This is a genomic window from Thalassotalea euphylliae, from assembly GCF_003390335.1.
Classification (GTDB): domain Bacteria; phylum Pseudomonadota; class Gammaproteobacteria; order Enterobacterales; family Alteromonadaceae; genus Thalassotalea_F; species Thalassotalea_F euphylliae_B.
On the sequence record NZ_QUOU01000001.1, the window covers coordinates 58899 to 80836 of the forward strand.

At 46.5% G+C, this 21938-nt stretch carries 22 protein-coding genes; 8 read left to right on the forward strand and 14 right to left on the reverse strand.

All coding sequences use genetic code 11. The features are described 5' to 3' along the window. Positions 1-167: 167 nt before the first annotated feature. Complete coding sequence (locus DXX93_RS00235; RefSeq protein ID WP_116006294.1) at positions 168-872, forward strand: helix-turn-helix domain-containing protein; 705 nt, start codon at positions 168-170, stop codon at positions 870-872. A 284-nt stretch (positions 873-1156) separates the two neighbouring features. Here DXX93_RS00235 and ubiK read toward each other — a convergent pair whose 3' ends face one another. Beyond that, complete coding sequence (gene ubiK / locus DXX93_RS00240; RefSeq protein WP_116006295.1) at positions 1157-1438, reverse strand: ubiquinone biosynthesis accessory factor UbiK; 282 nt, start codon at positions 1436-1438, stop codon at positions 1157-1159. 228 nt (positions 1439-1666) lie between these two features. Between ubiK and rep the strand changes: the two genes are divergently transcribed. Both rep and DXX93_RS00250 read left to right on the forward strand, forming a co-directional pair. Then, complete coding sequence (gene rep, locus DXX93_RS00245; RefSeq protein ID WP_116006296.1) at positions 1667-3688, forward strand: DNA helicase Rep; 2022 nt, start codon at positions 1667-1669, stop codon at positions 3686-3688. A 59-nt stretch (positions 3689-3747) separates the two neighbouring features. Next, entirely contained in the window at positions 3748-4062 is a 315-nt protein-coding gene (locus DXX93_RS00250; RefSeq protein ID WP_116006297.1) for a hypothetical protein, read from the forward strand. Positions 4063-4086: 24 nt separating this feature from the next. On the opposite strand, the gene recG is transcribed toward DXX93_RS00250, so the two are convergent. The 8 genes from recG to DXX93_RS00290 all read right to left on the reverse strand — a co-directional run bounded on the left by recG (position 4087) and on the right by DXX93_RS00290 (position 13209). Next, positions 4087-6225: an ATP-dependent DNA helicase RecG gene (gene recG / locus DXX93_RS00255; RefSeq protein WP_309545407.1), complete on the reverse strand. Its 2139-nt coding sequence runs from the start codon at positions 6223-6225 to the stop codon at positions 4087-4089. After that, a complete protein-coding gene (gene trmH / locus DXX93_RS00260; protein WP_116006299.1) occupies positions 6209-6919 on the reverse strand; it encodes a tRNA (guanosine(18)-2'-O)-methyltransferase TrmH in 711 nt (236 codons plus the stop codon). The genes recG and trmH overlap by 17 nt, the downstream gene beginning before the upstream one ends. Before the next feature lie 223 nt (positions 6920-7142). After that, the gene (locus tag DXX93_RS00265; protein WP_116006300.1) at positions 7143-7532 is read right to left on the reverse strand and encodes a RidA family protein; all 390 of its coding nucleotides are present in this window, start codon (positions 7530-7532) and stop codon (positions 7143-7145) included. A 45-nt stretch (positions 7533-7577) separates the two neighbouring features. Further along, complete coding sequence (spoT, locus tag DXX93_RS00270) at positions 7578-9680, reverse strand: bifunctional GTP diphosphokinase/guanosine-3',5'-bis pyrophosphate 3'-pyrophosphohydrolase (RefSeq protein WP_116006301.1); 2103 nt, start codon at positions 9678-9680, stop codon at positions 7578-7580. A 277-nt stretch (positions 9681-9957) separates the two neighbouring features. Continuing rightward, complete coding sequence (gene rpoZ / locus DXX93_RS00275) at positions 9958-10236, reverse strand: DNA-directed RNA polymerase subunit omega (RefSeq protein WP_116006302.1); 279 nt, start codon at positions 10234-10236, stop codon at positions 9958-9960. Positions 10237-10290: 54 nt separating this feature from the next. After that, a complete protein-coding gene (gene gmk / locus DXX93_RS00280; RefSeq protein WP_374188935.1) occupies positions 10291-10920 on the reverse strand; it encodes a guanylate kinase in 630 nt (209 codons plus the stop codon). Between the two features lie 177 nt (positions 10921-11097). Continuing rightward, positions 11098-12285 carry an amino acid aminotransferase gene (locus DXX93_RS00285; protein ID WP_116006303.1) on the reverse strand — a complete coding sequence of 396 codons (1188 nt, stop codon included), beginning with the start codon at positions 12283-12285 and terminating at the stop codon, positions 11098-11100. A 213-nt stretch (positions 12286-12498) separates the two neighbouring features. Next, positions 12499-13209, reverse strand: coding sequence for a DUF445 family protein (locus DXX93_RS00290; RefSeq protein WP_116006304.1), 711 nt, complete (start codon positions 13207-13209; stop codon positions 12499-12501). Positions 13210-13317: 108 nt separating this feature from the next. On the opposite strand from DXX93_RS00290, the gene DXX93_RS00295 reads away from it, so the two are divergent. The 4 genes from DXX93_RS00295 to DXX93_RS00310 all read left to right on the forward strand — a co-directional run bounded on the left by DXX93_RS00295 (position 13318) and on the right by DXX93_RS00310 (position 17650). Further along, positions 13318-14217, forward strand: coding sequence for a peptidylprolyl isomerase (locus DXX93_RS00295; protein ID WP_116006305.1), 900 nt, complete (start codon positions 13318-13320; stop codon positions 14215-14217). Between the two features lie 227 nt (positions 14218-14444). After that, on the forward strand, positions 14445-15854 hold the full coding sequence (locus DXX93_RS00300) for a DASH family cryptochrome (RefSeq protein ID WP_116006306.1): 1410 nt from the start codon (positions 14445-14447) through the stop codon (positions 15852-15854). Beyond that, on the forward strand, positions 15841-15978 hold the full coding sequence (locus tag DXX93_RS00305) for a DUF2256 domain-containing protein (RefSeq protein WP_116006307.1): 138 nt from the start codon (positions 15841-15843) through the stop codon (positions 15976-15978). The genes DXX93_RS00300 and DXX93_RS00305 overlap by 14 nt, the downstream gene beginning before the upstream one ends. A gap of 46 nt (positions 15979-16024) precedes the next feature. After that, positions 16025-17650, forward strand: coding sequence for a cryptochrome/photolyase family protein (locus tag DXX93_RS00310; protein WP_116006308.1), 1626 nt, complete (start codon positions 16025-16027; stop codon positions 17648-17650). Positions 17651-17689: 39 nt separating this feature from the next. Here the strand turns inward: DXX93_RS00310 and DXX93_RS00315 are convergent, their stop codons facing one another. The 5 genes from DXX93_RS00315 to DXX93_RS00335 all read right to left on the reverse strand — a co-directional run bounded on the left by DXX93_RS00315 (position 17690) and on the right by DXX93_RS00335 (position 20322). Continuing rightward, the gene (locus tag DXX93_RS00315) at positions 17690-18379 is read right to left on the reverse strand and encodes a flavin reductase family protein (RefSeq protein WP_116006309.1); all 690 of its coding nucleotides are present in this window, start codon (positions 18377-18379) and stop codon (positions 17690-17692) included. A 44-nt stretch (positions 18380-18423) separates the two neighbouring features. Next, positions 18424-18639, reverse strand: coding sequence for a TIGR02450 family Trp-rich protein (locus DXX93_RS00320; RefSeq protein ID WP_116006310.1), 216 nt, complete (start codon positions 18637-18639; stop codon positions 18424-18426). A gap of 35 nt (positions 18640-18674) precedes the next feature. Continuing rightward, on the reverse strand, positions 18675-19220 hold the full coding sequence (locus DXX93_RS00325; RefSeq protein ID WP_116006311.1) for a CIA30 family protein: 546 nt from the start codon (positions 19218-19220) through the stop codon (positions 18675-18677). Between the two features lie 106 nt (positions 19221-19326). Further along, positions 19327-19800, reverse strand: a complete 474-nt coding sequence (gene greB / locus DXX93_RS00330; RefSeq protein WP_116006312.1) for a transcription elongation factor GreB — start codon at positions 19798-19800, stop codon at positions 19327-19329. Positions 19801-19839: 39 nt separating this feature from the next. Beyond that, the gene (locus DXX93_RS00335) at positions 19840-20322 is read right to left on the reverse strand and encodes a LabA-like NYN domain-containing protein (protein WP_116006313.1); all 483 of its coding nucleotides are present in this window, start codon (positions 20320-20322) and stop codon (positions 19840-19842) included. A gap of 199 nt (positions 20323-20521) precedes the next feature. On the opposite strand from DXX93_RS00335, the gene dbpA reads away from it, so the two are divergent. Then, positions 20522-21907: an ATP-dependent RNA helicase DbpA gene (gene dbpA, locus DXX93_RS00340; RefSeq protein WP_116006314.1), complete on the forward strand. Its 1386-nt coding sequence runs from the start codon at positions 20522-20524 to the stop codon at positions 21905-21907. Positions 21908-21938: the final 31 nt, after the last annotated feature.

Below are 21938 nucleotides of genomic sequence, written 5' to 3' on the forward strand. Positions count from 1 at the left end.
CAAGGAAATTCCCTGATATTCTGCTTTTTATTAATCTAGGAATAACCAAGAATAATAGCCAGTTCAATCGAGATAGGGCGGCCGGCAGCCTTATTTTTATTGGGTTTCTTTAGGTTCTTCATTTTAGGTTATTAACTTTAGGCGTAAGTAAAAATAGGGAGAAGACAATGAGTTTAGGTGAACAGTTAAAATCGCTTCGTCACGCGAAACAAATGAGCCAGCCGGAGTTGGCCGAGTTAGCCGGAATCGAGCAGTCGTATTTATCGAAGTTAGAAAATGATAAAGCACAGCCTTCCAATGAGATGTTGCGCAAATTGCTGACGGCGCTGGATATCAAGCTTGAAGCTTTGTTGCAAAAACTTCCTGCGATGAGCGTGCAAAAATTAGCGGCGTTACCCGATGTGGAGCACTGGTTAACTCAACAAAACCAGCAACAGTTTAGCCAGCGAAGAAATTATTTATTAGCGTCGAGCGCGTTAATTGTCTTTGCTATCACCTTGTTTTTTGCCGGTTATAGCAAACTGATTTTTTCAGAGCAGCAATATGAATATGTTTCAGACGGTGTGGTGCGCGAAGGCGAGATCAAAACCATTTTTAATGATTGGCCGCGTTTATTGCCGCGGGGTGAAAAGAAAATACGTGATCAAAAAGCTATTGAAATGACCGGCCGTCGCGATGTTGAACATATTCGCATTGCGACTTGGCTCGGCAATCCCATTGAAAAATCAGTCGATGGTGGTACGCGCTATTATTGGCATTCCCAAATGGTTGATCAGGCACAACCGATTAATGCTTGGTTGCAGGTGATTGGCATATTTTTATTTGCTGCCGGGATGATGGGCTTTGTGATTGAACGCAAGCTCTTTAACTAGCTGCTTAATGGGGGGGTCAGCGCTGAAATTTGTCAGTAAGTGAAGTCTGCAAACGATCACATCCTTGGGTTGGCAGACTTCTAAAGCCTTGTTGCGGCCATGTCGTTCAAGGCGGCTTTACCGATCAAGGCGATAGGATCTAATCCAGCTGCTACGCTTTACTCGGCCGCTGGCTTTTCAGAACCTTGTTCAAGCTCAGCTAATTTTTGCTCTAAAGAGGCAACACTCGCTTCCAATGCGGCTTTACCGATCAAGGCGATAGGATCTAATCCAGCTGCTACGCTTTACTCGGCCGCTGGCTTTTCAGAACCTTGCTCAAGCTCAGCTAATTTTTGCTCTAAAGAGGCAACACTCGCTTCCAATGCTGAAAGTTTTTCACGGGTTTTGATCAGCACTTGTGTCTGTACATCAAATTCTTCACGTGTCACCACATCTAGTTCAGACAGCTTACGCTGAATCACGGTTTTTGTACGTTCTTCAATTTCATTGGCAACGGATTTCACGCCCGGTGGAATTGCATCACTCACTTGTTTGGCGATTTCTTCAATTTTCTTTGCGTTGATCATTTGGGTTTGCCCTAATTTGTAAAAGTCCTTGCTCAAAGCGCGCAGACTTTACTTAATGTCTTAATTGACAGTCTACCGCAAAAGCGCGATGAGGCGCAGAAAATTTTGTCGTAAGTACTAGCCTAGATCACAAAACAAGGTAAAATTTGCCGCCTTAATTCTGTATCAATAAATGATATTCAAATAACGCGCATTAGCGCTCAATTAGCAGCCAAGGTAGACCCAGTCATGCAACTAAACCCTCGCCAAGATGAAGCAAAAAAATACGTCAGTGGCCCTTGTTTGGTGCTGGCTGGCGCGGGCAGCGGTAAAACCGGTGTTATTTGTCAGAAAATTGCTTATTTGATCCAAAAATGTGGCTATAAAGCGCGTAATATTGCTGCCGTAACCTTCACTAACAAAGCCGCACGAGAGATGAAAGAGCGGGTCGCGAAAATGTTAGGGCGCGAGCTAACACGTGGCCTAATTGTCTCGACCTTCCACTCGCTAGGGTTAGATATTGTTCGCCGTGAAATCAAAACCTTGGGGTATAAACCGGGTTTTACGCTGTTTGATGATCAAGACACCATTGCTTTGCTTAAAGAGCTTACCGAGCAAGAGCTTGAGGGTGATAAAGACTTGCTAAGCAAGTTGCAGATGATGATTTCTAACTGGAAGAATGACCTGTTGCTACCCGATCAAGTGCTGAAACAAGCAGGCGATGCCGATACAGCCTTGTATGCCGAGTTTTACCAGCGTTATCACAATCATATGAAAGCCTACAACGCGCTCGACTTTGATGATCTGATCTTAATTCCCACTTTACTGCTCAAGCACTACCCTGAAGTACGCGCTCGGTGGCAGAAAAAAATTCAATATATGCTGGTGGATGAATACCAAGATACCAATGCTAGCCAATATGAGCTAGTAAAGCTGATCACTGGTGAACGCGGCCGTTTAACTGTGGTTGGTGACGACGACCAATCGATTTATTCGTGGCGTGGTGCTAAGCCGCAAAACCTGGTGCTACTTGGCCAGGATTACCCCAATTTGAAATTGATAAAGCTAGAGCAGAACTATCGCTCTAGTGGCCGTATTCTGCATTGTGCCAATATTCTGATCGCCAACAACCCACATGTGTATGACAAAGCGTTATTTAGTGAGCACGACTATGGTGTACCGATCCGTATCGTACAAACGCGCAACGAAGAGCATGAAGTGGAGCGCGTGGTGGGTGAGCTGATTGGTCATCGCTTTATGAACAAAAGCCATTACAAAGATTACGCCATTTTATATCGCGGTAATCACCAATCACGCTTGCTCGAAAAGGCGCTGATGACTAACCGCATTCCCTACAAAATTAGTGGCGGCACGTCGTTTTTCTCACGCGCTGAAATTAAAGACATCATGGCTTACTTGCGCCTGTTGGTGAATCATGACGACGACAATGCCTTTTTACGCATTTGTAATGTGCCTAAGCGTGAACTTGGCCCGGCTACCTTGGAAAAATTAGGTAACTACGCCAATAAACGCCAAATTAGTATGTTCGCTGCCAGCTTTGAGTTTGGCTTAGAGCAAACATTAACGGGGCGTGCACTGGTTAACTTACAAAAGTTTACCCGTTGGATAGTAGAAACGGCAGATAATGCCGAGCGTGGCGACACACCAGCGGTATTGCGCTCGATGATCCGCGAAATGAATTACGAAGATTACCTATACGACAGCTCGCCAAGCGGTAAAGCAGCTGAAATGCGCATGAAGAACGTGACTCAGCTGTTTAGCTGGGTCACCCAAATGCTTGAAGGCGATGAATTGGACGAGCCGATGACGCTACCGCAAGTGGTTTCTCGCTTGACCTTACGCGATATGATGGAGCGCAACGAGGAAGAAGAATTTTCCGATCAAGTACAGCTAATGACGCTGCACGCCTCCAAAGGGTTGGAATTTCCTTATGTTTTCCTGATTGGTATGGAAGAGGGCTTACTGCCGCACCAATCGAGTATTGATGAAGACAATGTCGAAGAAGAGCGCCGCCTTGCCTACGTAGGGGTAACCCGTGCCAAGCGTGAGCTGATCTGTACTTACGCTCGTGAACGCCGTCAATTTGGCGAGGTAGCTCGTACTGAGCCAAGCCGCTTTTTGTATGAGATGCCACAAGACGACTTAAACTGGGAAAACGAGCGCGCGCCGAAAAGCCAAGAGCAAAAACAGGAAACGGCTAAGGCTGGGGTGGCGAACTTACGCGAACTATTAAAGAAAAAGGACAGTTAGCATTGCATAGCTAAAATATAATCTTAGTAATTTGTTGAATTAATAATTGGAGCTACCGAATGTCATTGCATCGTATTAATGATAATACTTTATTGGATGATGAAGAATATGAAGATCATGTAGATGGAAATTGGGCTTTAGGGCTTTTTATCATTGGGGCAATAGCAGCAGGTATATTAACGTTTAACAATTTAGGAATTTTAGGTGCTGATAACGCTCCCAAATGGCTCAAATTTACCATAATTGTGATAGCAAGCGCCGTTTCAGGTTACTTGTTATCAAAGCTTAGGAACGTCGTTCGGCTATTATTATTTCTCTGCGTTAGCGCTAGTATCATAGGATTTATCGCTTATTTTATATGGATGCAATTGTAATCACTTGGCAGATTCTATGAGGATCTAAGCATTTGAATACTGCTCGCGATTACCCAGCCAGCGCTGAATAATCGCTTCCGCTTGCTGCGGGTGCTGTTGCCATAGCAAATAGGCGTGTTGTTGTACTTCGGGGATCAAATCTTTATCGCGAATAAGGTCGGCAATTTTAAGATCGGCGAGGCCGGTTTGTTTGGTGCCTAACAGCTCACCGGGGCCGCGAATTTCTAAGTCTTTTTGCGCAATAACAAAGCCGTCGTTACTTTCGCGTAACACACCTAAGCGTTTAGTGGCGGTTTTTGAGAGCGGCGATTTATACATCAGTACACAGTGTGAGGCAACCGACCCTCGACCCACGCGGCCACGTAGCTGATGTAATTGCGCCAACCCCAAGCGCTCAGGGTTTTCAATCACCATTAAACTAGAGTTAGGAACATCAACGCCCACTTCAATCACTGTGGTAGCCACCAATAAATGTAAATCACCTGCTTTAAAGGCTTCCATCACTTGTTGCTTCTCAGCCGGTTTCATCCGGCCATGCACTAGCCCGATGTGCAACTCTGGTAGTACTTCTTGTAGGTAATTAGCGGTGTCTTCGGCGGCCTGACATTGCAGCACTTCTGATTCTTCAATCAGGGTACATACCCAGTAAGCTTGGCGATTGTCATTCATACAACCTTGGCGAATACGTTCAATCACATCATCGCGGCGGGTGTCGGGTAGGGCAATAGTGTTAATAGGGGTTCGACCCGGTGGCAGTTCATCAATAACTGAGGTGTCGAGATCGGCATAGGCGGTCATGGCCAAGGTACGCGGAATAGGCGTGGCGGTCATGATCAGCTGGTGCGGGTATTTGTTATCAAACGCGCCTTTTTCTCGCAGTGATAAGCGCTGGTGTACGCCGAATCTGTGCTGCTCATCAATAATGATTAAGGTTAGCTTGTGAAATTCTACTTGCTCTTGGAACAGCGCATGGGTGCCAACCGCCATTTGAATCGTGCCATCCGCAATTTTTGCCAAAGCTTCACGGCGCGCTTTGGCTTTGGTTTTACCTGCTAACCAACCGACAGTGATATCAAGTGGCTCAAACCAGCGCTGAAAGTTAATGGCGTGCTGTTCGGCGAGAATTTCGGTGGGTGCCATGAGTGCCACTTGGAAACCTTGGCTAATGGCGGTGAGCGCTGCCAGTGCTGCCACTAAGGTCTTACCTGAGCCAACATCCCCCTGCACCAAACGCATCATTGGCACTTGTTTCGCCAAGTCGTCGCGAATCTCTTTAACAACACGCGCTTGTGCTCCTGTTGGCTCAAACGGCAGGCTATCGAGAAACGTTTGATTCAGCTTATTATCAACTTGCATTGGCATAGCGTCATGCTTATCTGCCGATTGACGCAGCTTTACCATACTCAAGTTATGGGCTAATAACTCTTCTTTTATCAGGCGTAACTGCGCTGGGTGCTTACCGTTTTCTAATTGCTCGGTGGAAACATCTGGTGGTGGTCGATGAATAAGTTTTAGCGCCGCTGCTAACGTGTAAGGTTCATTCAGAAATTGTGTTGGCAGTAACTCTTCAACACTGCCGTGCTCAAGGCGCTTTAGTGCTTGTTCGCTAATGTTGCGGAAGGTAATTTGCCTTAATCCGTCGGTTGTTGGGTATACTGGCGTTAGCGTTTCTTCAACCGCCGTCAGTGCTTGGTCGTTATCAAGAGGTTTGTATTCTGGGTGAACAATTTGAAAGCTGCGTGGCCCGCGCTGTACTTCACCATAGCAGCGCAGCTCTGTACCTATGGTAAGGGCATTTTTTTGCGCGGCTGAAAAATGGAAGAAGCGCAGGTCGATACTGCCTGTACCATCGTTGATGGTGACCACGAGCATACGCTTGCGGCCAAGCACCACTTGGTTATTGGTGATCTCGCCAATAATGTTGGTATAAATGCCTGGCAGTAAGTCGCGAACTGCGGTAACTCGGGTGCGATCTTCGTAACGCAGTGGCAAGTGAAACAACAAATCTTGCACGGAATTAAGGCCAAGCTTGGCAAATTTTTCTGCCATGGCTGGCCCTACGCCTTTGAGTGAGGCGATGGTAACTTGTGCTAGATTCGTCGTTCCCTGCATATTGTTGTTATTTTGAAATCTGTTGTAGCTGTGGTTATTCGTCGTCGATATCGGCCCAAGCTGCTTGGCTCATTTGCATTTTCTGCCACCAGTCGTCAGACGCAATAATTTCACCGTCGTCATTAATGTGCGGGTAAGGCAGCCCTTTTGATTGGCAAACTTTAGCGAAAATAGGGTGGCCACCTTCAAATAACATGCGCTGGCGCGTGTCTTCGTCAATGGTTGAACGGCCATACATACCTGCCGCTTCGCGCTGGCGTTGTGCTTCGTAAAGCACTACGGCATTGGCCACCGATACGTTCAGTGATTGCACCATGCCGACCATAGGAATAATGATGTCTTGATCGGCCATTTCTTTTGCGATGTCAGAAGCGCCAAATTTCTCCTGACCAAGAATAATTGCCGTTGGTTTGGTGTAATCAATCTCGCGAAAATCAACGGCTTTGTCAGACAGGTTAGTCACCAATACTTGCATCTTTTGGCGTTTTAGCTCGTTGATGGCGGTTTCAGTTGATGAGTAATTGTGAACATCGACCCAGTTTTGGCTGCCCGCAGCAATACCGCCAGAAGCGCGCATTTGCTCGTTTTTCCAAACCGCGTGCACTGCACTAACGCCAATTGCATCACAAGTACGCACCACTGCCGCAAGGTTATGGGCTTTGTGCACGCCTTCCATACAAACGGTTAAGTCTGGCTGGCGATGGTTGAGCATACTTAAAATACGGTTATGTCGTTCTGGAGTCATTGGCTTCACATTTCAGTTAAATTGAGCATTGCTGTGGATTTTAACAGTATTTACTGAAAATGTATGCTTGCGAGCATAAATGACGTGAGGTGAGCGTGATAAGCGCACCTAAACGTGGCGATTGCAGCGCATGTTTAGGTGCTCAAGGCGATAAATCGCCCAAATTAGCTTGGCTTAGTCTTTACTAAGTAACTGCTAGGTGACGTGTGCCAAGAAGCGGATGTTAAGCAACGTTAGGAATTTCCATAATGCCGTCGATTTCAATATCAACGCCTTTTGGCAGGGCAGATACTTGAATGGCGGCACGGGCAGGGTAAGGTTCAGCGAAATACTTGCTCATAATGTCGTTCACTGTCGCGAAATTGGCAAGATCAGTCATAAAAATATTCACTTTCACCATGTCATTAATTTCACCACCTGCGGCTTCACACACAGCAACGAGGTTTTTAAAGACTTGCTCTGCTTGCTCGGCAAAATCATCCGAAACTACTTCCATAGTTTCCGGTACTAATGGGATTTGGCCTGATAAATAAACGGTATTTCTTACTTTTACCGCTTGGCTGTAAGTACCGATGGTGCTGGGCGCGTTTTCTGTTGAAACTATAGTTTTCATAGGATTCCTTTTACGACAAACTGCTCTTTTAAAAGCTGGTGACAGTTATTTGTTACGAACGACTTTTTGTACGTCGATCATCTTTTTAATTTTGCGAATAATGTCGGCCAAGTGCACGCGGTCGCGACACGTAATTTCCATATCGATGGCGTATAGGCCAGTGTCTTTTTCACCTGAATTCATTGAATGCACATTCGACTCGCTTTTGGCAACGACATTGGTAAGTGCAGCTAACGCTCCTTGATGATTAACAATCTCGACGCGCAACTTGGCGATAAACTCTTTATCTATATCACTATCCCACTTCACTGGAAACAGTTTACTTTCGTGAGTTTTGATGTTTTTACATGTAGCTTGGTGAACAATCAGCCCTTTACCTGGGCTAAGGTAAGCCAAAATGGTATCGCCTGGGATAGGGCGACAACATTTACTGTAAGTGACCAGCATACCTTCTGTGCCTTTGATCGGCATTTTGTTTTTGCTCGGCACAGCTTCTTCACTGTCGTCGGTAAACTCATCGGTTAAGCGGCGGGCGATACCTATGCTAAGCGCATTACCCAAACCAATATTAACAAGTAGCTCTTCTAAGCTTTCATTGCCGGTTTCCTCAACAACCTGCGCGACTTTTTCCTCAGGAATATCGTCGAGCTTGGTTGTGCCCAAGGCGTGGCTTAACAGGCGTAGGCCAAGCGCTTGCGATTCATTTTCTTCTTGTGAGCGTAAGTAAGTACGCACTTGCAGTCTAGCCTTTGCTGTAACCACAAAATTTAGCCAAGTGGCGTTAGGACGCGCAGCAGATGAAGTGACAATTTCGATGGTTTGCCCTGAATCAATGGGTTGGCTAAGCGGATAAGGTTTGCGATCCACTTTACAACCCACACACGAGTTACCCACATCGGTGTGAACGGCGTAGGCAAAATCCACCGCCGTCGCGCCCATCGGGAGTTCGATAATGCGACCGTCTGGGGTGAATACGTAGATTTCTTCTGGGAATAAATCTGACTTAACGTTTTCGATAAATTCAAACGAGCTACCAGCGCTTTGTTGCAGCTCTAACAAGCTTTGCATCCAGCGACGTGCTTTCATTTGTGCGGTTGTGCCACTGTCATCACCGTCTTGCTTGTACAGCCAATGAGCGGCGACCCCTTTATCCGCCATTTGATCCATGTCGTTAGTGCGAATTTGAATTTCAACGGGAATACCGTGCGGGCCAATAAGCGATGTGTGTAGCGACTGATAGCCATTGGTTTTTGGGATCGCGATATAGTCTTTAAAGCGAGTTTCAATGGGCTTAAACAAGTTATGCACTGCGCCAAGGGCGCGGTAACAGTCGTCAATTTTGTCTGGCACAATCACGCGGAAGGCGTAAATATCCATCACTTCGTTAAACATCAACTCTTTGTTTAACATTTTGCGGTAAATGGAATACAGGTGTTTTTCACGGCCAATCACTTGCGCTTGAATACCGGCTTCGGCAAGGCGTTGTTCAATTTCGCCCTGAATATTGTTAATGATCTCTTTACGATTACCACGGGCTTGTTTTACCGCTGAGCGCAGTGCTCGTGAGCGCATTGGGTAAAGGGCCTCAAAGCCTAATACTTCAAGCTCGTTCTTAATGTCGTGAATACCCAAACGGTTCGCAATTGGTGCGTAAATCTCTAGGGTTTCACGAGCGATTCGACGGCGTTTGTCTGGACGCAGTGACTCCAGCGTGCGCATATTGTGAGTACGGTCGGCAAGTTTGATCAGAATGACGCGAATATCGCGGGTCATTGCCAGTACCATTTTGCGGAAGTTCTCCGCTTGCATCTCTTCTTTGTTGTCGAATTTTAGCTTATCGAGCTTACTGACGCCTTCGACCAGCTCTGCGACTGTCGCGCCAAACTGCTCTGCTAATTCGTCTTTGGTAACTTCGGTATCTTCAATGACATCGTGTAGCAAGGCGGCCATTAAGGTTTCGTGATCGAGGTGCATCTTTGCCAAATTCAAGGCAACCGCAACTGGGTGCGTAATATAGGGATCGCCACTTGACCGCATTTGACCATCATGGGCGTCTCGCGCGACCACATACGCTTGCTTTAGTAAGTCGATTTGTACTTTCGACAAATAGCTGGAGGCAAACTCTTTTAACGGTTCAAATAGATACACTCAAAACTCCCAAAGTAGGTTGACGAGAAAATTAGAGAAAGAGGGAAAACGCAGCTAAATCAATGGTTGAATAATGTTAACCCACGTTAAGGCAAGGATAAGCAATATTCGCGGGCTTGCCAAGGGGCAGTGACCTGACTTTGCCCAGTAATGTCGCCTAATCGGAGGAGTTTGCGCCGCTCGGAAATAATTTTTACCTCGCATAAATGACGGCAACAAAAAACGGGTTAACGATTGACACCGTTAACCCGTTTCAGCAATAAGTTTTGCAGGCTAATTAGCCTTGCTGACCACCAACAATGGCAGCTACAGCCGCTAACTCAGCAGATTCTTGCTGAACTTGCTCGTGACGCTCAGCGTCATCCATAATTTCAGAAGAAATTAAATCAGCTTCGATTTCACGTAAAGCTAATACCGTTGGTTTGTCGTTCTCTAACTCAACTAAAGCGTCTTTACCGCCCGTGGCGATTTGACGAGCGCGACGTGATGCAACTAACACCAAGTCAAAGCGATTGCCGATTTTTTCTACTGCATCTTCAACAGTTACGCGAGCCATGTAGCTACTCCACAATGATTATTTTCAAAAATAGCCGCTTATTATAGTAAACGATCAATCATTAGCCAATAGATCCGTGAATAAATCTTGATGCGCTTGTGCTTGCTGGCTGCGCTTCAATCTCTGGTTGTTGACGATCGTGGTTAAGTCGGCTAATGCCGTATCAAAATCGTCGTTTACTATGATGTAATCAAACTCTTGATAGTGCGAGCACTCGGCTTGTGCTTTGGCCATGCGATCAGCGATCACTTCATCACTGTCTTGGCCGCGACCACGTAAACGACTTTCCAGCTCTTGGCGCGATGGCGGTGCAATAAAGATGGTCGTTACATCAGGGCGCTTCATTCGTACCTGCTGAGCACCTTGCCAGTCGATATCTAAGAATACGTCGATACCTTGTGCTAGGCGTTCGTCAATCGCATTGGCAGATGTGCCATAGTAGTTACCAAATACTTGTGCGTGCTCGTAAAATACCCCGTCTTTGATTTGTTGTTCAAAGCTGGCTTTATCAACAAAGTGGTAGTGAACGCCATTTTCTTCACCTGGGCGTGGTGCTCGTGTTGTCGTTGATACTGACATTTGTAATGGGCGCGCTGAGCCTTGCTTGAGTAGCGCAGAAATTAAACTGGACTTACCTGCACCGCTTGGCGACGAAAGAATAAATAAATTGCCGTTGACCATGATCATTAACACCCATATAAGCAAAAATTAATTGGGGCGCACTATACCGAAATCATAAGTGAAAGTCTGTAATCGAGGTGTAGCCAAGTTCTTTTCACATAAAATTTAGCTAATAGTTAGACAATAAAAAACCGTGCGAACCCGGTTTTAAACTGTTAACTCAACTTAGTGCTTTATTAATTACAGCACCTTCGCGATTGATTGCGCTAGGTAATCCACATTGCTATTGGAAATACCTGCGATACTCATGCGGCTAGAGCCAACCATGTAAACGCTATACTCGTCTTGCAAACGCTGCACTTGCTCTGGGGTAATACCCAAGAAGGAAAACATACCTTTTTGGCGAACAATATGGGTAAAGTCGCGCGTTACGCCATTTTCCACGAGCTTGTCGACGATCTTCTGGCGATTGCCGTTAATGCGATCGCGCATTTCTTGCAGTTCATCGTACCATTGGTTACGCAGTTCATCTGAACTTAAAATGGTTTCCACCAGCGCCGCACCGTGAGCTGGTGGCATTGAATAGATAACACGTACCACATGCAATAGTACTGAACTTGCAATATCTGCCGCTGCTGCTGATTTAGCGATAATGGTTGTTGCGCCAATACGCTCACGGTATAAGCCAAAGTTTTTAGAACAAGAGCTACAAACCACCATTTCTTCAACGCTGTCTGCCATCAGGCGCAGGCCGTATGCGTCTTCGTCTAGGCCATCACCAAACCCTTGGTATGCCATATCAATGACCGGCAAGAAGCCAATTGATTTTGCCACTTCAGCGACTTGTTGCCATTGCTCTTGGCTTAAATCCATACCACTTGGGTTATGGCAACAGGCGTGTAATAGCACAGCATCGTCAGCACTCACTTGTTTAAGTGCTGCTAACATGCCGTCAAAATCTAGGTTTTTGTTTTCAAAATCGTAGTAAGGGTACGTTTTTACTGTTAACCCCGCAGCTTCGAACAAACCTGTGTGATTCGCCCATGTGGGATCGCTTACCCAAATGGTCGCGCCGGCTTTACACGATTTGATAAATTCCGCAGCAACGCGCAATGCACCTGTACCACCTGGCGTAGACACTGTACGCGCGCGGTTGTTGGCAAGCACTTGGTGTTCACCAAAAATTAGCTTAGCCATTTTTTCGTTAAATAGCGGTGAGCCCGTAGGGCCAATGTAAACTTTGGTATCTTCGGTATCGAGACGATGTTTTTCCGCTTTTTTTACACAATCTAAAATTGCGGTGTGACCAGCTTCGTCTTTGTATACGCCGACACCTAAATCAATTTTTTGTGGGTTTTCATCTTCGCGATATTTTGCCAATAGACCCAGAATCGGATCCGCAGGACGTGGCTTTAAGCTACCAAACATGACTCCATTTACCTTCTTGTTTAAGGGAGAGAAATACTGTGAAAAGACAGTACGATTACTGCCTAAGCATAGCTATTTAGATGGCTAAATAAAAGCGAAATTAACAACTTTCTTTGGCTGCTGTAGCAAAGGCTAAATGAGCGGAGAAAGCCAAATGCCGAGTGAAAACTTTCACTCGGCATGACAAGCAGTTAAAACCAGATCAACGCTTGGCTAAAAGGTCTTGGTCAAGGCGGCAATACAGCCGATCACACCACCGAAGACACCGCCCCAAACCACGAGCCAGCCCAAATGCTTGCGGATCATATCTTGGATAATTTCTTTTACTAATTGCGGGGTAAGCTCGTCAAGGCGCTGCTGAATAATATCGCTGACCTTTTCTTGCATATGAGCGATATTGCTATCGCCTTCCAATGACTCGCGCAAATTGGTATGAAAATCGTCGGTTTGAGTGATGTCTTTCACGGCGCTTTTCATTTTTTCGATAAAAGGCTCGCGCATCGGTTGTAGTGCTTCACTGCCGCCGACCATCGCCAGCATGCCACCGAATTGTGAGTTTTCAATAACATCCACTAGACCATCAAAAGCGGGATTTAAATCCACTTTTTCGATCACCGGCTCTAAGTTAATACTGGCAGCGCCACCTTTGTCATCCGAGAGGAAACGGTCGATATTTTCCTTGGTGAAAAACTGCTTCATCATTAATTCGCGAATACCAATTTTGAAATCTTCAAAGCGCGCCGGAATCACGCCAGAGCCATATAATCCGGGGACTTTTTCAAAGAGCATATGTACCGCAAGCCAATTGGTGACCGCACCTGACAAAGCAAATAAGCCAATGGCAAAAACAACAGGTTGGGCAGCGAAATGACCAATAATAACCAGTAACAGGGCGACAAGGTTAGTGGTGCTACTTTTGTTCACTAAAATTCCTCGGTTTGCAGAAAACGATAAGTGCTGGCAATGGTAGCAAGTCTATTGAATTACTGACAATAGTTGCGCAAGATAAGCGGAAAAACAACGGACGAAATCATGATAAAAAAGCACCTTAACAGCTTGCTAAGTGCAGCACTTTTGTGGGTCAGCAGCCATGCCGTGGCAGACACTCAATGGCGCACCCTAAGCCCTGATAACTTAATGGTGATGACCTTACCGCATGGCAAAGTGATATTTGAGTTAGCGCCGCAGTTTGCGCCACGCCACGTAGCACATTTCAAAGCGCTTGCGGCGAATGGTCACTATCAAGATAACAAGTTTTATCGCGTTATTGATGGTTTTGTCGCGCAAGCAGGGCCGGCAGAAAGTGAGCAAGCTTATGGCGACAATTTAGGGCACGAGCAAACAGCGAGTACGATTTCGATGGAAAGTGAGTGGCTGTTAGCTCAATCGCCTCGGATCACGCCAGTGCAATCGCCGGATTTATTTGCCAAACAAACGGGTTTTAGCGGTGGCTTTGCTGTTGCTAGCGATGATACGGAAAACAAAGCCTGGTTGACGCACTGTCCGGGAGTCTTAGCACTGGCACGCGGTAACGAGCCTGATTCCGGCACTAGCCATTTTTATATCACCAATGGCCAAGCGCCACGTTATTTAGATCGCATTATGACGATATTTGGCCGAGTGGTTTATGGCATGAATCACGTACAGGCGATCACCCGTACTGCGGTCATTGAAGGGCAAGCTGCCGTTGATAATGCCGATTTTACACCGATTGTGAGTATGGCGTTAATGTCAAGCTTACCCATTGACGAGCAAATCACGATCCAAGTTGAAGACACTGAATCGGCAGCCTTTGTGAAAAAACTGGTGGAACGTCGTGCGCGTTCCCACGCATTTTTCTACAAAAAGCCGCCATCGGTGCTCGATGTTTGCCAGGTGCCCGTGGTCAGCAGAATCGTGCCCACAAATGCCGATAAGCCTAATAAAAGCTAGCGCCAATGCGCCGTTAGCCAATCAGTGGTGTGTTTTGCTAGCGTAATACGGTTCCATGAAAAGCTGTGATCGCCAGCCATTTCAGCATAGCTGGCGCTCGATGCCCCTTGTTGCTTGGGTAAGCAACAGGCAAGGCTCGCATCAAGTGCTATTGAATGGACTGGTCATCCCTGCGCGAGTTTAATACGTAATTCAGTTTATTACTCTTCTGATTTTACGGTCATGCGATGAAGACTGGCTTATTCTTGTTTACCAACGATTTACGCCTGCAAGATAATCGGGCATTGTTTGAAGCCGCGCGTCAATGCGACAGGCTTATTTTGCTGTATGTGCTTGATGAGCAACAAGCTAACGCTCAGCAGTACCAGTGTCAGTGGGTGGGGGAGCACAGGCAAACATTTGTTATGCAAGCGCTAAATGACTTGGCGCAGCAGCTTTTGTTACTCGATCAAAAGCTCTTGATTGTAAAGGGCGCCACAACTGTAGTGCTCAGCACTTTGGTTGAGTCATATAGCGTTAAGGATATCTTTTATTCTGCAACGGGTGACTATCGTCAGCAGCAATTGATTGCATCTTACCAGCGCCAGCTTGCCAATTTAGCCGAGGCTAATCGGGTATTTGATGTGACATGGCAAGGTGTTTGGCAGCACACTTTATTTGAATCGTCTCAGTTACCGTTTGCGATTGACGAAGTTCCCGCGACTTTTAGCAAATTTCGCCGATTACTAGAAAAACAGCTACCTGAAATCACGCAGCCGCAACAGCTAACGAGTTTGTCGCCAATGCCAGAAACTTTGCAGCACTACGATGCACAGCCGCTGGACATGGGGGCAACGTTTATTGATCACAGTGTGTTGCCAACATTGCAGTCATCATCGCTTTCACCTTGTGATGATGCGAGCTTATTTGAAGGTGGTAGCCATGCTGGCGAATTACAGCTGGCGATATACTTTCAAAGTGAACTCCCGCAGCACTATAAAGAAACGCGCAATGCGCTTGATGATTGGTCTTCATCAACGAAATTTAGCCCTTGGCTAGCCAGCGGTTGCGTGTCGCCAAGGCAGGTATATTGGGCGCTCAAAAAACACGAACGCTTACAAGGGGAAAATGAATCCACTTACTGGATATTCTTTGAGTTATTGTGGCGTGACTATTTTCATTGGTTGGCGTTAAAAATAGGCAAAGATTTATATGCGTTCACCGGCGTACACCATCATAAACCATTAACCAGCTTTCACGGCGAGCGCTTTATAAAATGGCAGTTGGGTTTAACCCCTTATCCGCTGGTTAATGCCATCATGCACCAGCTCAATAGCACGGGTTATATTTCTAATCGCGCTCGGCAAATTACCGCCAGTTGTTTGGTCAACGAGTTATCGCTTGATTGGCGTTATGGTGCCGCCTATTTTCAACAGCAGCTCATTGATTACGATGCGGTCGTTAATTGGGGAAATTGGCAATATATTGCAGGTGTCGGTGCCGATCCTCGTGGTGGTCGGCACTTTAACCTAGCAAAACAGCAGCAACTGTTCGACCCAAACGGCGACTACATTGCCCGTTGGCAAGGTGAGCAGCAAGCAGCGCCGATTGATTCGGTGGATATCGCCGACTGGCCGATTGCTCATGGCGCATCGTAAAGTTCACTTACCGCAAAAAACATGTCCTGTATGTGCACGGCCTTTTGCTTGGCGGAAAAAATGGCGTCATTGTTGGGAGCAAGTGATCTATTGCTCACAGCGATGTCGTAGAAGTCGCGTTTGACAGTAGATGTCGTTATCAAAATAAGTAATCAAAGCAGGAAGGTACGATGTCAGCCAACACCGATACCATAACAACCACGAGTTATCAGCTCGATCAGCCAAGCCATCAGGCTTATCGAGAGCTGCGCTTGATCTTAGGTGATCAGCTAAACGCTGGACATTCGTGGTACCAAGAAAAGCACTCGGACGTGTTGTATGTGATTGCAGAATTACATCAAGAACAAACGTATGTAACGCACCATGTGCAGAAAATTCAGGCGTTTTTTCTCGCCATGTCGCAGTTTGCAGGCGCGCTCAGCCAAGCTGGGCATCAGGTGTTACATTTGACGCTGGATGACACGCAGCATTATGCCGACCTTCCTCAATTACTCGCCAGTTTACTTGATAAGTACCAATGCCAAGTGTTTAGCTATCAGCGGCCAGATGAATTTCGCCTTGCCGAGCAATTGTTTGGCTTTGCACGCGCATACTCAGGCACGAGCTATTGCGTTGAAACCGAGCATTTCTTTCTCACCTTTAATGAGCTAAGTGATTATTTCCAAGCAGAAAAACGCCACCGTTTAGAGACTTTTTATCGCAAGTTACGCAAGCGTTTTAACTATTTGATGACGGGCGAAACGCCAGAAGGTGGTCAATGGAACTATGATCAAGAGAACCGCCAAAAGCTTAAACCCCAAGATATTGAACAACTGCCCGAACCTCTGCTGTTTGGCAATGACGTCACGGCAATCAATAAACGGTTGGCGAGACATAACATTGCGCATTTTGGCGAGCAGCCAAACCAATTGTTGTGGCCGGTGAATCGCCAACAGGCAAAGGTCTTACTTGAGCACTTCTGTGTAATTTGCTTACCTAAATTTGGCCAGTTTCAAGATGCCATGACGTGCCAAGGGCAAGATATGATGTCCGATCGTCAGTGGAGTTTGTATCACTCGCGCTTGTCGTTTGCGCTCAACACGAAAATTCTTTCACCACAACTTGTCGTCGACACGGCGATTGGTTATTACCGCCAACAACCGGATCTTATTTCACTGGCGCAAATAGAAGGCTTTGTCCGGCAAATTCTTGGTTGGCGGGAGTTTGTTAGGGGCATTTATTGGGCAAATATGCCACATTACGCTGCGCAAAATGCGTTAGCTGCGAGTAACAACCTGCCCAAATGGTTTTGGAGCGGTGAAACGAAAATGAACTGTTTGCATCACGCGATCAAGCAATCACTGCAATACGCATATGCTCACCATATTCAACGTTTGATGATCACCGGCAATTTTTGTTTGTTGGCCGGGGTTGCACCGGATCAAGTGGATGCTTGGTATCTCGGCATCTACATTGATGCCATTGAGTGGGTGGAAATGCCGAATACGCGAGGGATGAGCCAATTTGCTGATGACGGTATAGTTGCTTCAAAAGCCTATGCTGCCTCTGGTAATTACGTTGATAAAATGAGTGATTATTGCAAGTCGTGTGCGTACAAGGTGAAAGAAAAAACCACGGATGACGCCTGCCCACTCAATAGCCTGTATTGGCACTTTATGATCCGCCATCGCGCCAAGTTTGGTACCAACCCAAGGCAAGCCATGGTTTATCGCAATTGGGACAAACAAGCGGAAAGCCAGCAACAAGCGACGCTGGCCAGAGCAGAGCAATTACTGGCACGGCTCGATGCGATTTGAGCGCCCCTATGAGCGTTTATAGATTAAAGCGTAAGCGCCTTAATTCTGCACAACTGCAAATTGATTCTCGAACGGCGCCGCCTGTTGACCATCAAGCGTTAAGCTACTCACTGGCTTGTCGGGCTTGGCATAACTTAATCGCGATAGGCGATTGGTGACGTGGTAACTATCGAGGCCGGAAATAGCGACAGTTTCTATCGACTCAATATCCACATAGCCGTCAGCACGCACAGCGCTCTCGCCGACGTGAATTTGCATGATTTCACCAATGACAAATTCAGTATTATTTACTTCGATAGGCTTAACCTCAATAAGCTTTACGCCATATTTTAGCTGGCTTTCTGCAACAAATGGCGCGTCGAAGTCATTCAAAAACTCAGGGGTTAAACCGACGACATCAAACTCGCTTTGCTCTTGCGCGTAACGGGCTGACGTTTGATGTGCCGCTTGCCAAAATTCTGCCGAGACTTGGTTAATGGTAAACAAACCAGTTTCGGTGATATTGGCAAAGGTATGGCGGGGCACAGAGTTGGGGCGCATCACCAAACCAATCAGCGGTGGGTTGGCACCCAAGTGAACGACTGAGCTAACAATGGCAAGGTTGAGTTGACCATCGACATCTTGTGAGCCGATCAGGTTTGCACTCTTAAAACCCGACAGACTGTTGATCAGGCGGGTGCGATACCTGTGCTCTAAATTGTCTAGTTCATCGCGTTCAAATGTCTTCATGATGGATTTGTCCTTATTTACTGCTTGGTACTTCTGATATGACCCTATTGCCAGCCTTGACGCCACTTGGCCGCGTCTTTTAAATCGCGCCAGTTTATTGCGCGAATGTTGTTCGTCATTACCGCTTGAATTTCACATAATGTCACCTTGCCATCGTCATCAAACTCGACGTTGATCACGGCAAAGTGTTTTTCTTTTTTTACGGGCTGAGTGTGTGTCCATTTGGAATGGAGCAGTTTGCGTGGTGCCACTTGGTTCATGATGCTGTAAATTTCAAAATTTGTATGCTGCTTGGTTAAATGGCTTCGAGTACTTCGATGGCTTGTACATGCAACTTAAACTTTCCGGCGACCTTATCGCCAATCAATAAGCCGACTTGAATAGCGTCACCAAACCTCAGTGGCGGTGCATCTAGAATGTCGCGACCGCGAAAGCGCGGGCTAAAATCTTGTTCGGTAAAACTTAACTGCTGCCACTGGTTCGCCTCAGTGGTAAATTCTGCAACATACGCAGCGCCTTGGTAGATATCGTGTGTTTTCAGGCGTAGCTGATACTTTCGACCATCACCGCGAACCACTAAACGGACAACGCCGCCACTGCTAAAGTCAGGCGAGATGACACGGCGGATGGAAGCAAAACCGCCATTGTTGGCAAGTGATACGTCACCTTCAAATACCCCGTAGCCAAATTCATGGTAAAAGCGACTGGTCGAAATGCCGCCCATCACTGAGTCGTTAACGGTTTGCCAGTGTTTGGTTTCGATATTGTCAAAAAGAATGTCGTCAGCAAAAGCATATGACGGGAGTGTCGCGAGCAAAGCAAGTATCCTGAGCAAATTCATACCTAACGCTCCCAAAGAAGCTGTTCTAGATGAATGGGCTAACGAAAGTGGAGCGTTAGCCAAGTAACACTAATATTGCTCAGTACGGTTTTGGATGAGGAAAAGTTTACTTATACCAAATCTCAACGACTTCGAGGTAACGCTCTCCTTCCGGGGTTTTAACCACGACTTCATCGTCAACTTGTTTGCCAATGAGCGCGCGGGCAACGGGGGAGTCGATGCTGATTTCGCCTTTTTTCACATCCCACTCATCAACACCAACCAAACGGTAGGTAAATTCCTTGTCGTCTTCATCAATCAGCTTGACCCAAGCACCAAAGAAAACTTTGCCTTCTTGTTGTTTCTCGGGATAAACGATTTGCAGATCTTCTAGGCGTTTGTTTAAAAAGCGCACGCGGCGGTCAATTTCACGCAGGCGTTTTTTGCCATAAATGTATTCCGCGTTTTCGCTGCGATCGCCTAGTGCCGCAGCTTCTGAGACGGCCTTAGTCACCTTAGGGCGCTCGTCTTTCCACAGGTATTTGAGCTCGCGATCAAGGCGTTCATAGCCTGCGCGAGTAATGTAATTTGATCGTTTCATGGGGTGATTATCAATTAAAATACGTGTCTTTAACAGTAACTAGCGGCTTGCCAGTAATAAGCTGTCATCAATAGCCGTAAAACTATCAACGGAGGCCTTCAAGCTATTTGCTGTTAATGAAGCCACTGCCAATGCCTGCGTAGTCACACCGTGTTGCGCGCTAATGTGGTGCATCAATAAATCAAAATCACCATCGCCTGACAGCAGGATCACTTTATCAACCGCAGCGGCTGCTTGCATAACATCTATGGTGATACCGACATCCCAATCGCCTTTAGCACTGCCATCGGCACGTTGAATAAAGGGCTTGAGTTTGACATTAAAACCGATGTGCTTGAGCGCCGTTTGAAACTTGTGCTGCTGGTCGTCACTGCGCTGGATCGCATAGGCGTTGGCGAGCACAATATCATGATCTGCGCTGATTTGTTGCCAGAAAGCACGATAATTAAACTGGCGGCCAAATGCTTGGCGCGTAGTGTAATAAATGTTTTGAACGTCAACGAAAATCGCAGTTTTTATCATATGTTGTTATTACGAGTTGGGATTTGGCGTAGTGGTTGGTGACAACGCCAGTGTAATCGAACCGTGCCGAATTAGCATTATCCCTGTTAGTATTATCTCAATTAGCGGTGGTGGAATAATCACAGCGAGATTATCGGCTAGCTGGTACAATCTTGAAATTACCGTTTTCGGTTTATCTTAATTTTAGAAGGGCATCAATTTGCATTCCGCCAAGTTCTCAACACTGTCGTTGAAAAAGCCATTATTAACCAATTTAGATAGCTTGGGCTATCGCGAAATGACCGATATTCAAGCACAAAGCTTACCCCTGATATTATCAGGGCAAGATGTGATTGGCCAAGCGAAAACCGGCTCAGGTAAAACCGCGTCATTTGCGCTTGGGCTATTAAATAAACTGGATGTGAAAAAGTTTCGCGTGCAAAGCTTGGTACTGTGCCCGACACGTGAACTTGCTGATCAAGTGGCGAAAGAAATTCGCCTGCTAGCCAGAGCTATTCACAACATCAAAGTATTGACCTTGTGCGGCGGTATGCCAATGGGTCCGCAAATTGGTTCGTTGGAGCACGGCGCTCATATTATTGTCGGTACGCCAGGGCGTATTGAAGACCATTTGTATAAGGGACGATTAGACCTTACCCATTTGAATATGTTGGTCTTAGATGAAGCGGATCGCATGTTAGATATGGGCTTCCAGCAGTCGCTAGATGCGATTGTTGACTACTGCCCAGTGGTTAAACAAGCGCTGTTATTTAGCGCAACCTTTCCCGATAAAATTCAACAGATTGCTGCGAAATATTTGCGTAAGCCAGCGCATGTTAAAGTCGAATCTGTGCATCAAACCAGTACCATTGAACAAGTGTTTTATCAGGTGCCCAGTAACGACGAGCGACTCGACGCCGTGCGCCGTTTGCTACTTGCTCATAATCCAACATCTAGCGTTATTTTTTGCAATACCAAAGCGGCAGTGCAAACAGTCGAACAGGGGTTGCGGGAATTTGGCTTTAGTGTGTTGGCATTGCATGGCGACCTAGAGCAGCGTGACCGCAATGAAACCTTAATTCGCTTTGCCAACAAAAGTGCATTAATACTGATCGCGACCGATGTTGCTGCGCGCGGACTTGATATTGATGAACTTGAAGCTGTCATTAATTACGACATCACCCCCGACCCAGAAGTGCACGTGCATCGCATTGGCCGTACCGGGCGAGCGGGCGAAAAAGGCATCGCTTGTTCAATATATTGCGATAAAGACACACGCCGCATTGCTGATATTGAAAGCTATCAAGATATCACCATTGAAACGCAGCCACTGCCGGATGCCAATGTGCTGTCGAATACGCCAGCCAAAGCCAGCATGACCACGTTGCAAATTGACGGTGGCAAAAAGCACAAACTGCGCCCCGGTGATATTGTCGGTGGTTTAACAGGAACTGCCGGCATTAAGGGCGAGCAAATTGGCAAGATTCAAGTGCTGGATGTCAAAGCCTATGTTGCGGTGAACAACAAAGTCGCCAAGACGGCATTGAAAAAAATCAGCGACGGGAAAATGAAAGGCCGTAATTTCCGTGCCCGTATTTTGCGTTAATTTACTGAGATAGTTTTTTGTTATTCCAGCA

What these genes read in the sequence shown, in the direction of transcription:
- DXX93_RS00300 (WP_116006306.1), top strand. Translation starts at nt 14,445, where the DNA reads ATGAAGACTGGCTTATTCTTGTTTACCAACGATTTACGCCTGCAAGAT.
- greB (WP_116006312.1), bottom strand. Translation starts at nt 19,800, where the DNA reads ATGAAACGATCAAATTACATTACTCGCGCAGGCTATGAACGCCTTGAT.
- DXX93_RS00265 (WP_116006300.1), bottom strand. Translation starts at nt 7,532, where the DNA reads ATGAAAACTATAGTTTCAACAGAAAACGCGCCCAGCACCATCGGTACT.
- rep (WP_116006296.1), top strand. Translation starts at nt 1,667, where the DNA reads ATGCAACTAAACCCTCGCCAAGATGAAGCAAAAAAATACGTCAGTGGC.
- DXX93_RS00250 (WP_116006297.1), top strand. Translation starts at nt 3,748, where the DNA reads ATGTCATTGCATCGTATTAATGATAATACTTTATTGGATGATGAAGAA.
- DXX93_RS00320 (WP_116006310.1), bottom strand. Translation starts at nt 18,639, where the DNA reads ATGAACCAAGTGGCACCACGCAAACTGCTCCATTCCAAATGGACACAC.
- DXX93_RS00235 (WP_116006294.1), top strand. Translation starts at nt 168, where the DNA reads ATGAGTTTAGGTGAACAGTTAAAATCGCTTCGTCACGCGAAACAAATG.
- DXX93_RS00325 (WP_116006311.1), bottom strand. Translation starts at nt 19,220, where the DNA reads ATGAATTTGCTCAGGATACTTGCTTTGCTCGCGACACTCCCGTCATAT.
- DXX93_RS00335 (WP_116006313.1), bottom strand. Translation starts at nt 20,322, where the DNA reads ATGATAAAAACTGCGATTTTCGTTGACGTTCAAAACATTTATTACACT.
- DXX93_RS00315 (WP_116006309.1), bottom strand. Translation starts at nt 18,379, where the DNA reads ATGAAGACATTTGAACGCGATGAACTAGACAATTTAGAGCACAGGTAT.
- DXX93_RS00295 (WP_116006305.1), top strand. Translation starts at nt 13,318, where the DNA reads ATGATAAAAAAGCACCTTAACAGCTTGCTAAGTGCAGCACTTTTGTGG.
- ubiK (WP_116006295.1), bottom strand. Translation starts at nt 1,438, where the DNA reads ATGATCAACGCAAAGAAAATTGAAGAAATCGCCAAACAAGTGAGTGAT.
- rpoZ (WP_116006302.1), bottom strand. Translation starts at nt 10,236, where the DNA reads ATGGCTCGCGTAACTGTTGAAGATGCAGTAGAAAAAATCGGCAATCGC.
- DXX93_RS00310 (WP_116006308.1), top strand. Translation starts at nt 16,025, where the DNA reads ATGTCAGCCAACACCGATACCATAACAACCACGAGTTATCAGCTCGAT.
- DXX93_RS00285 (WP_116006303.1), bottom strand. Translation starts at nt 12,285, where the DNA reads ATGTTTGGTAGCTTAAAGCCACGTCCTGCGGATCCGATTCTGGGTCTA.
- trmH (WP_116006299.1), bottom strand. Translation starts at nt 6,919, where the DNA reads ATGACTCCAGAACGACATAACCGTATTTTAAGTATGCTCAACCATCGC.
- DXX93_RS00305 (WP_116006307.1), top strand. Translation starts at nt 15,841, where the DNA reads ATGGCGCATCGTAAAGTTCACTTACCGCAAAAAACATGTCCTGTATGT.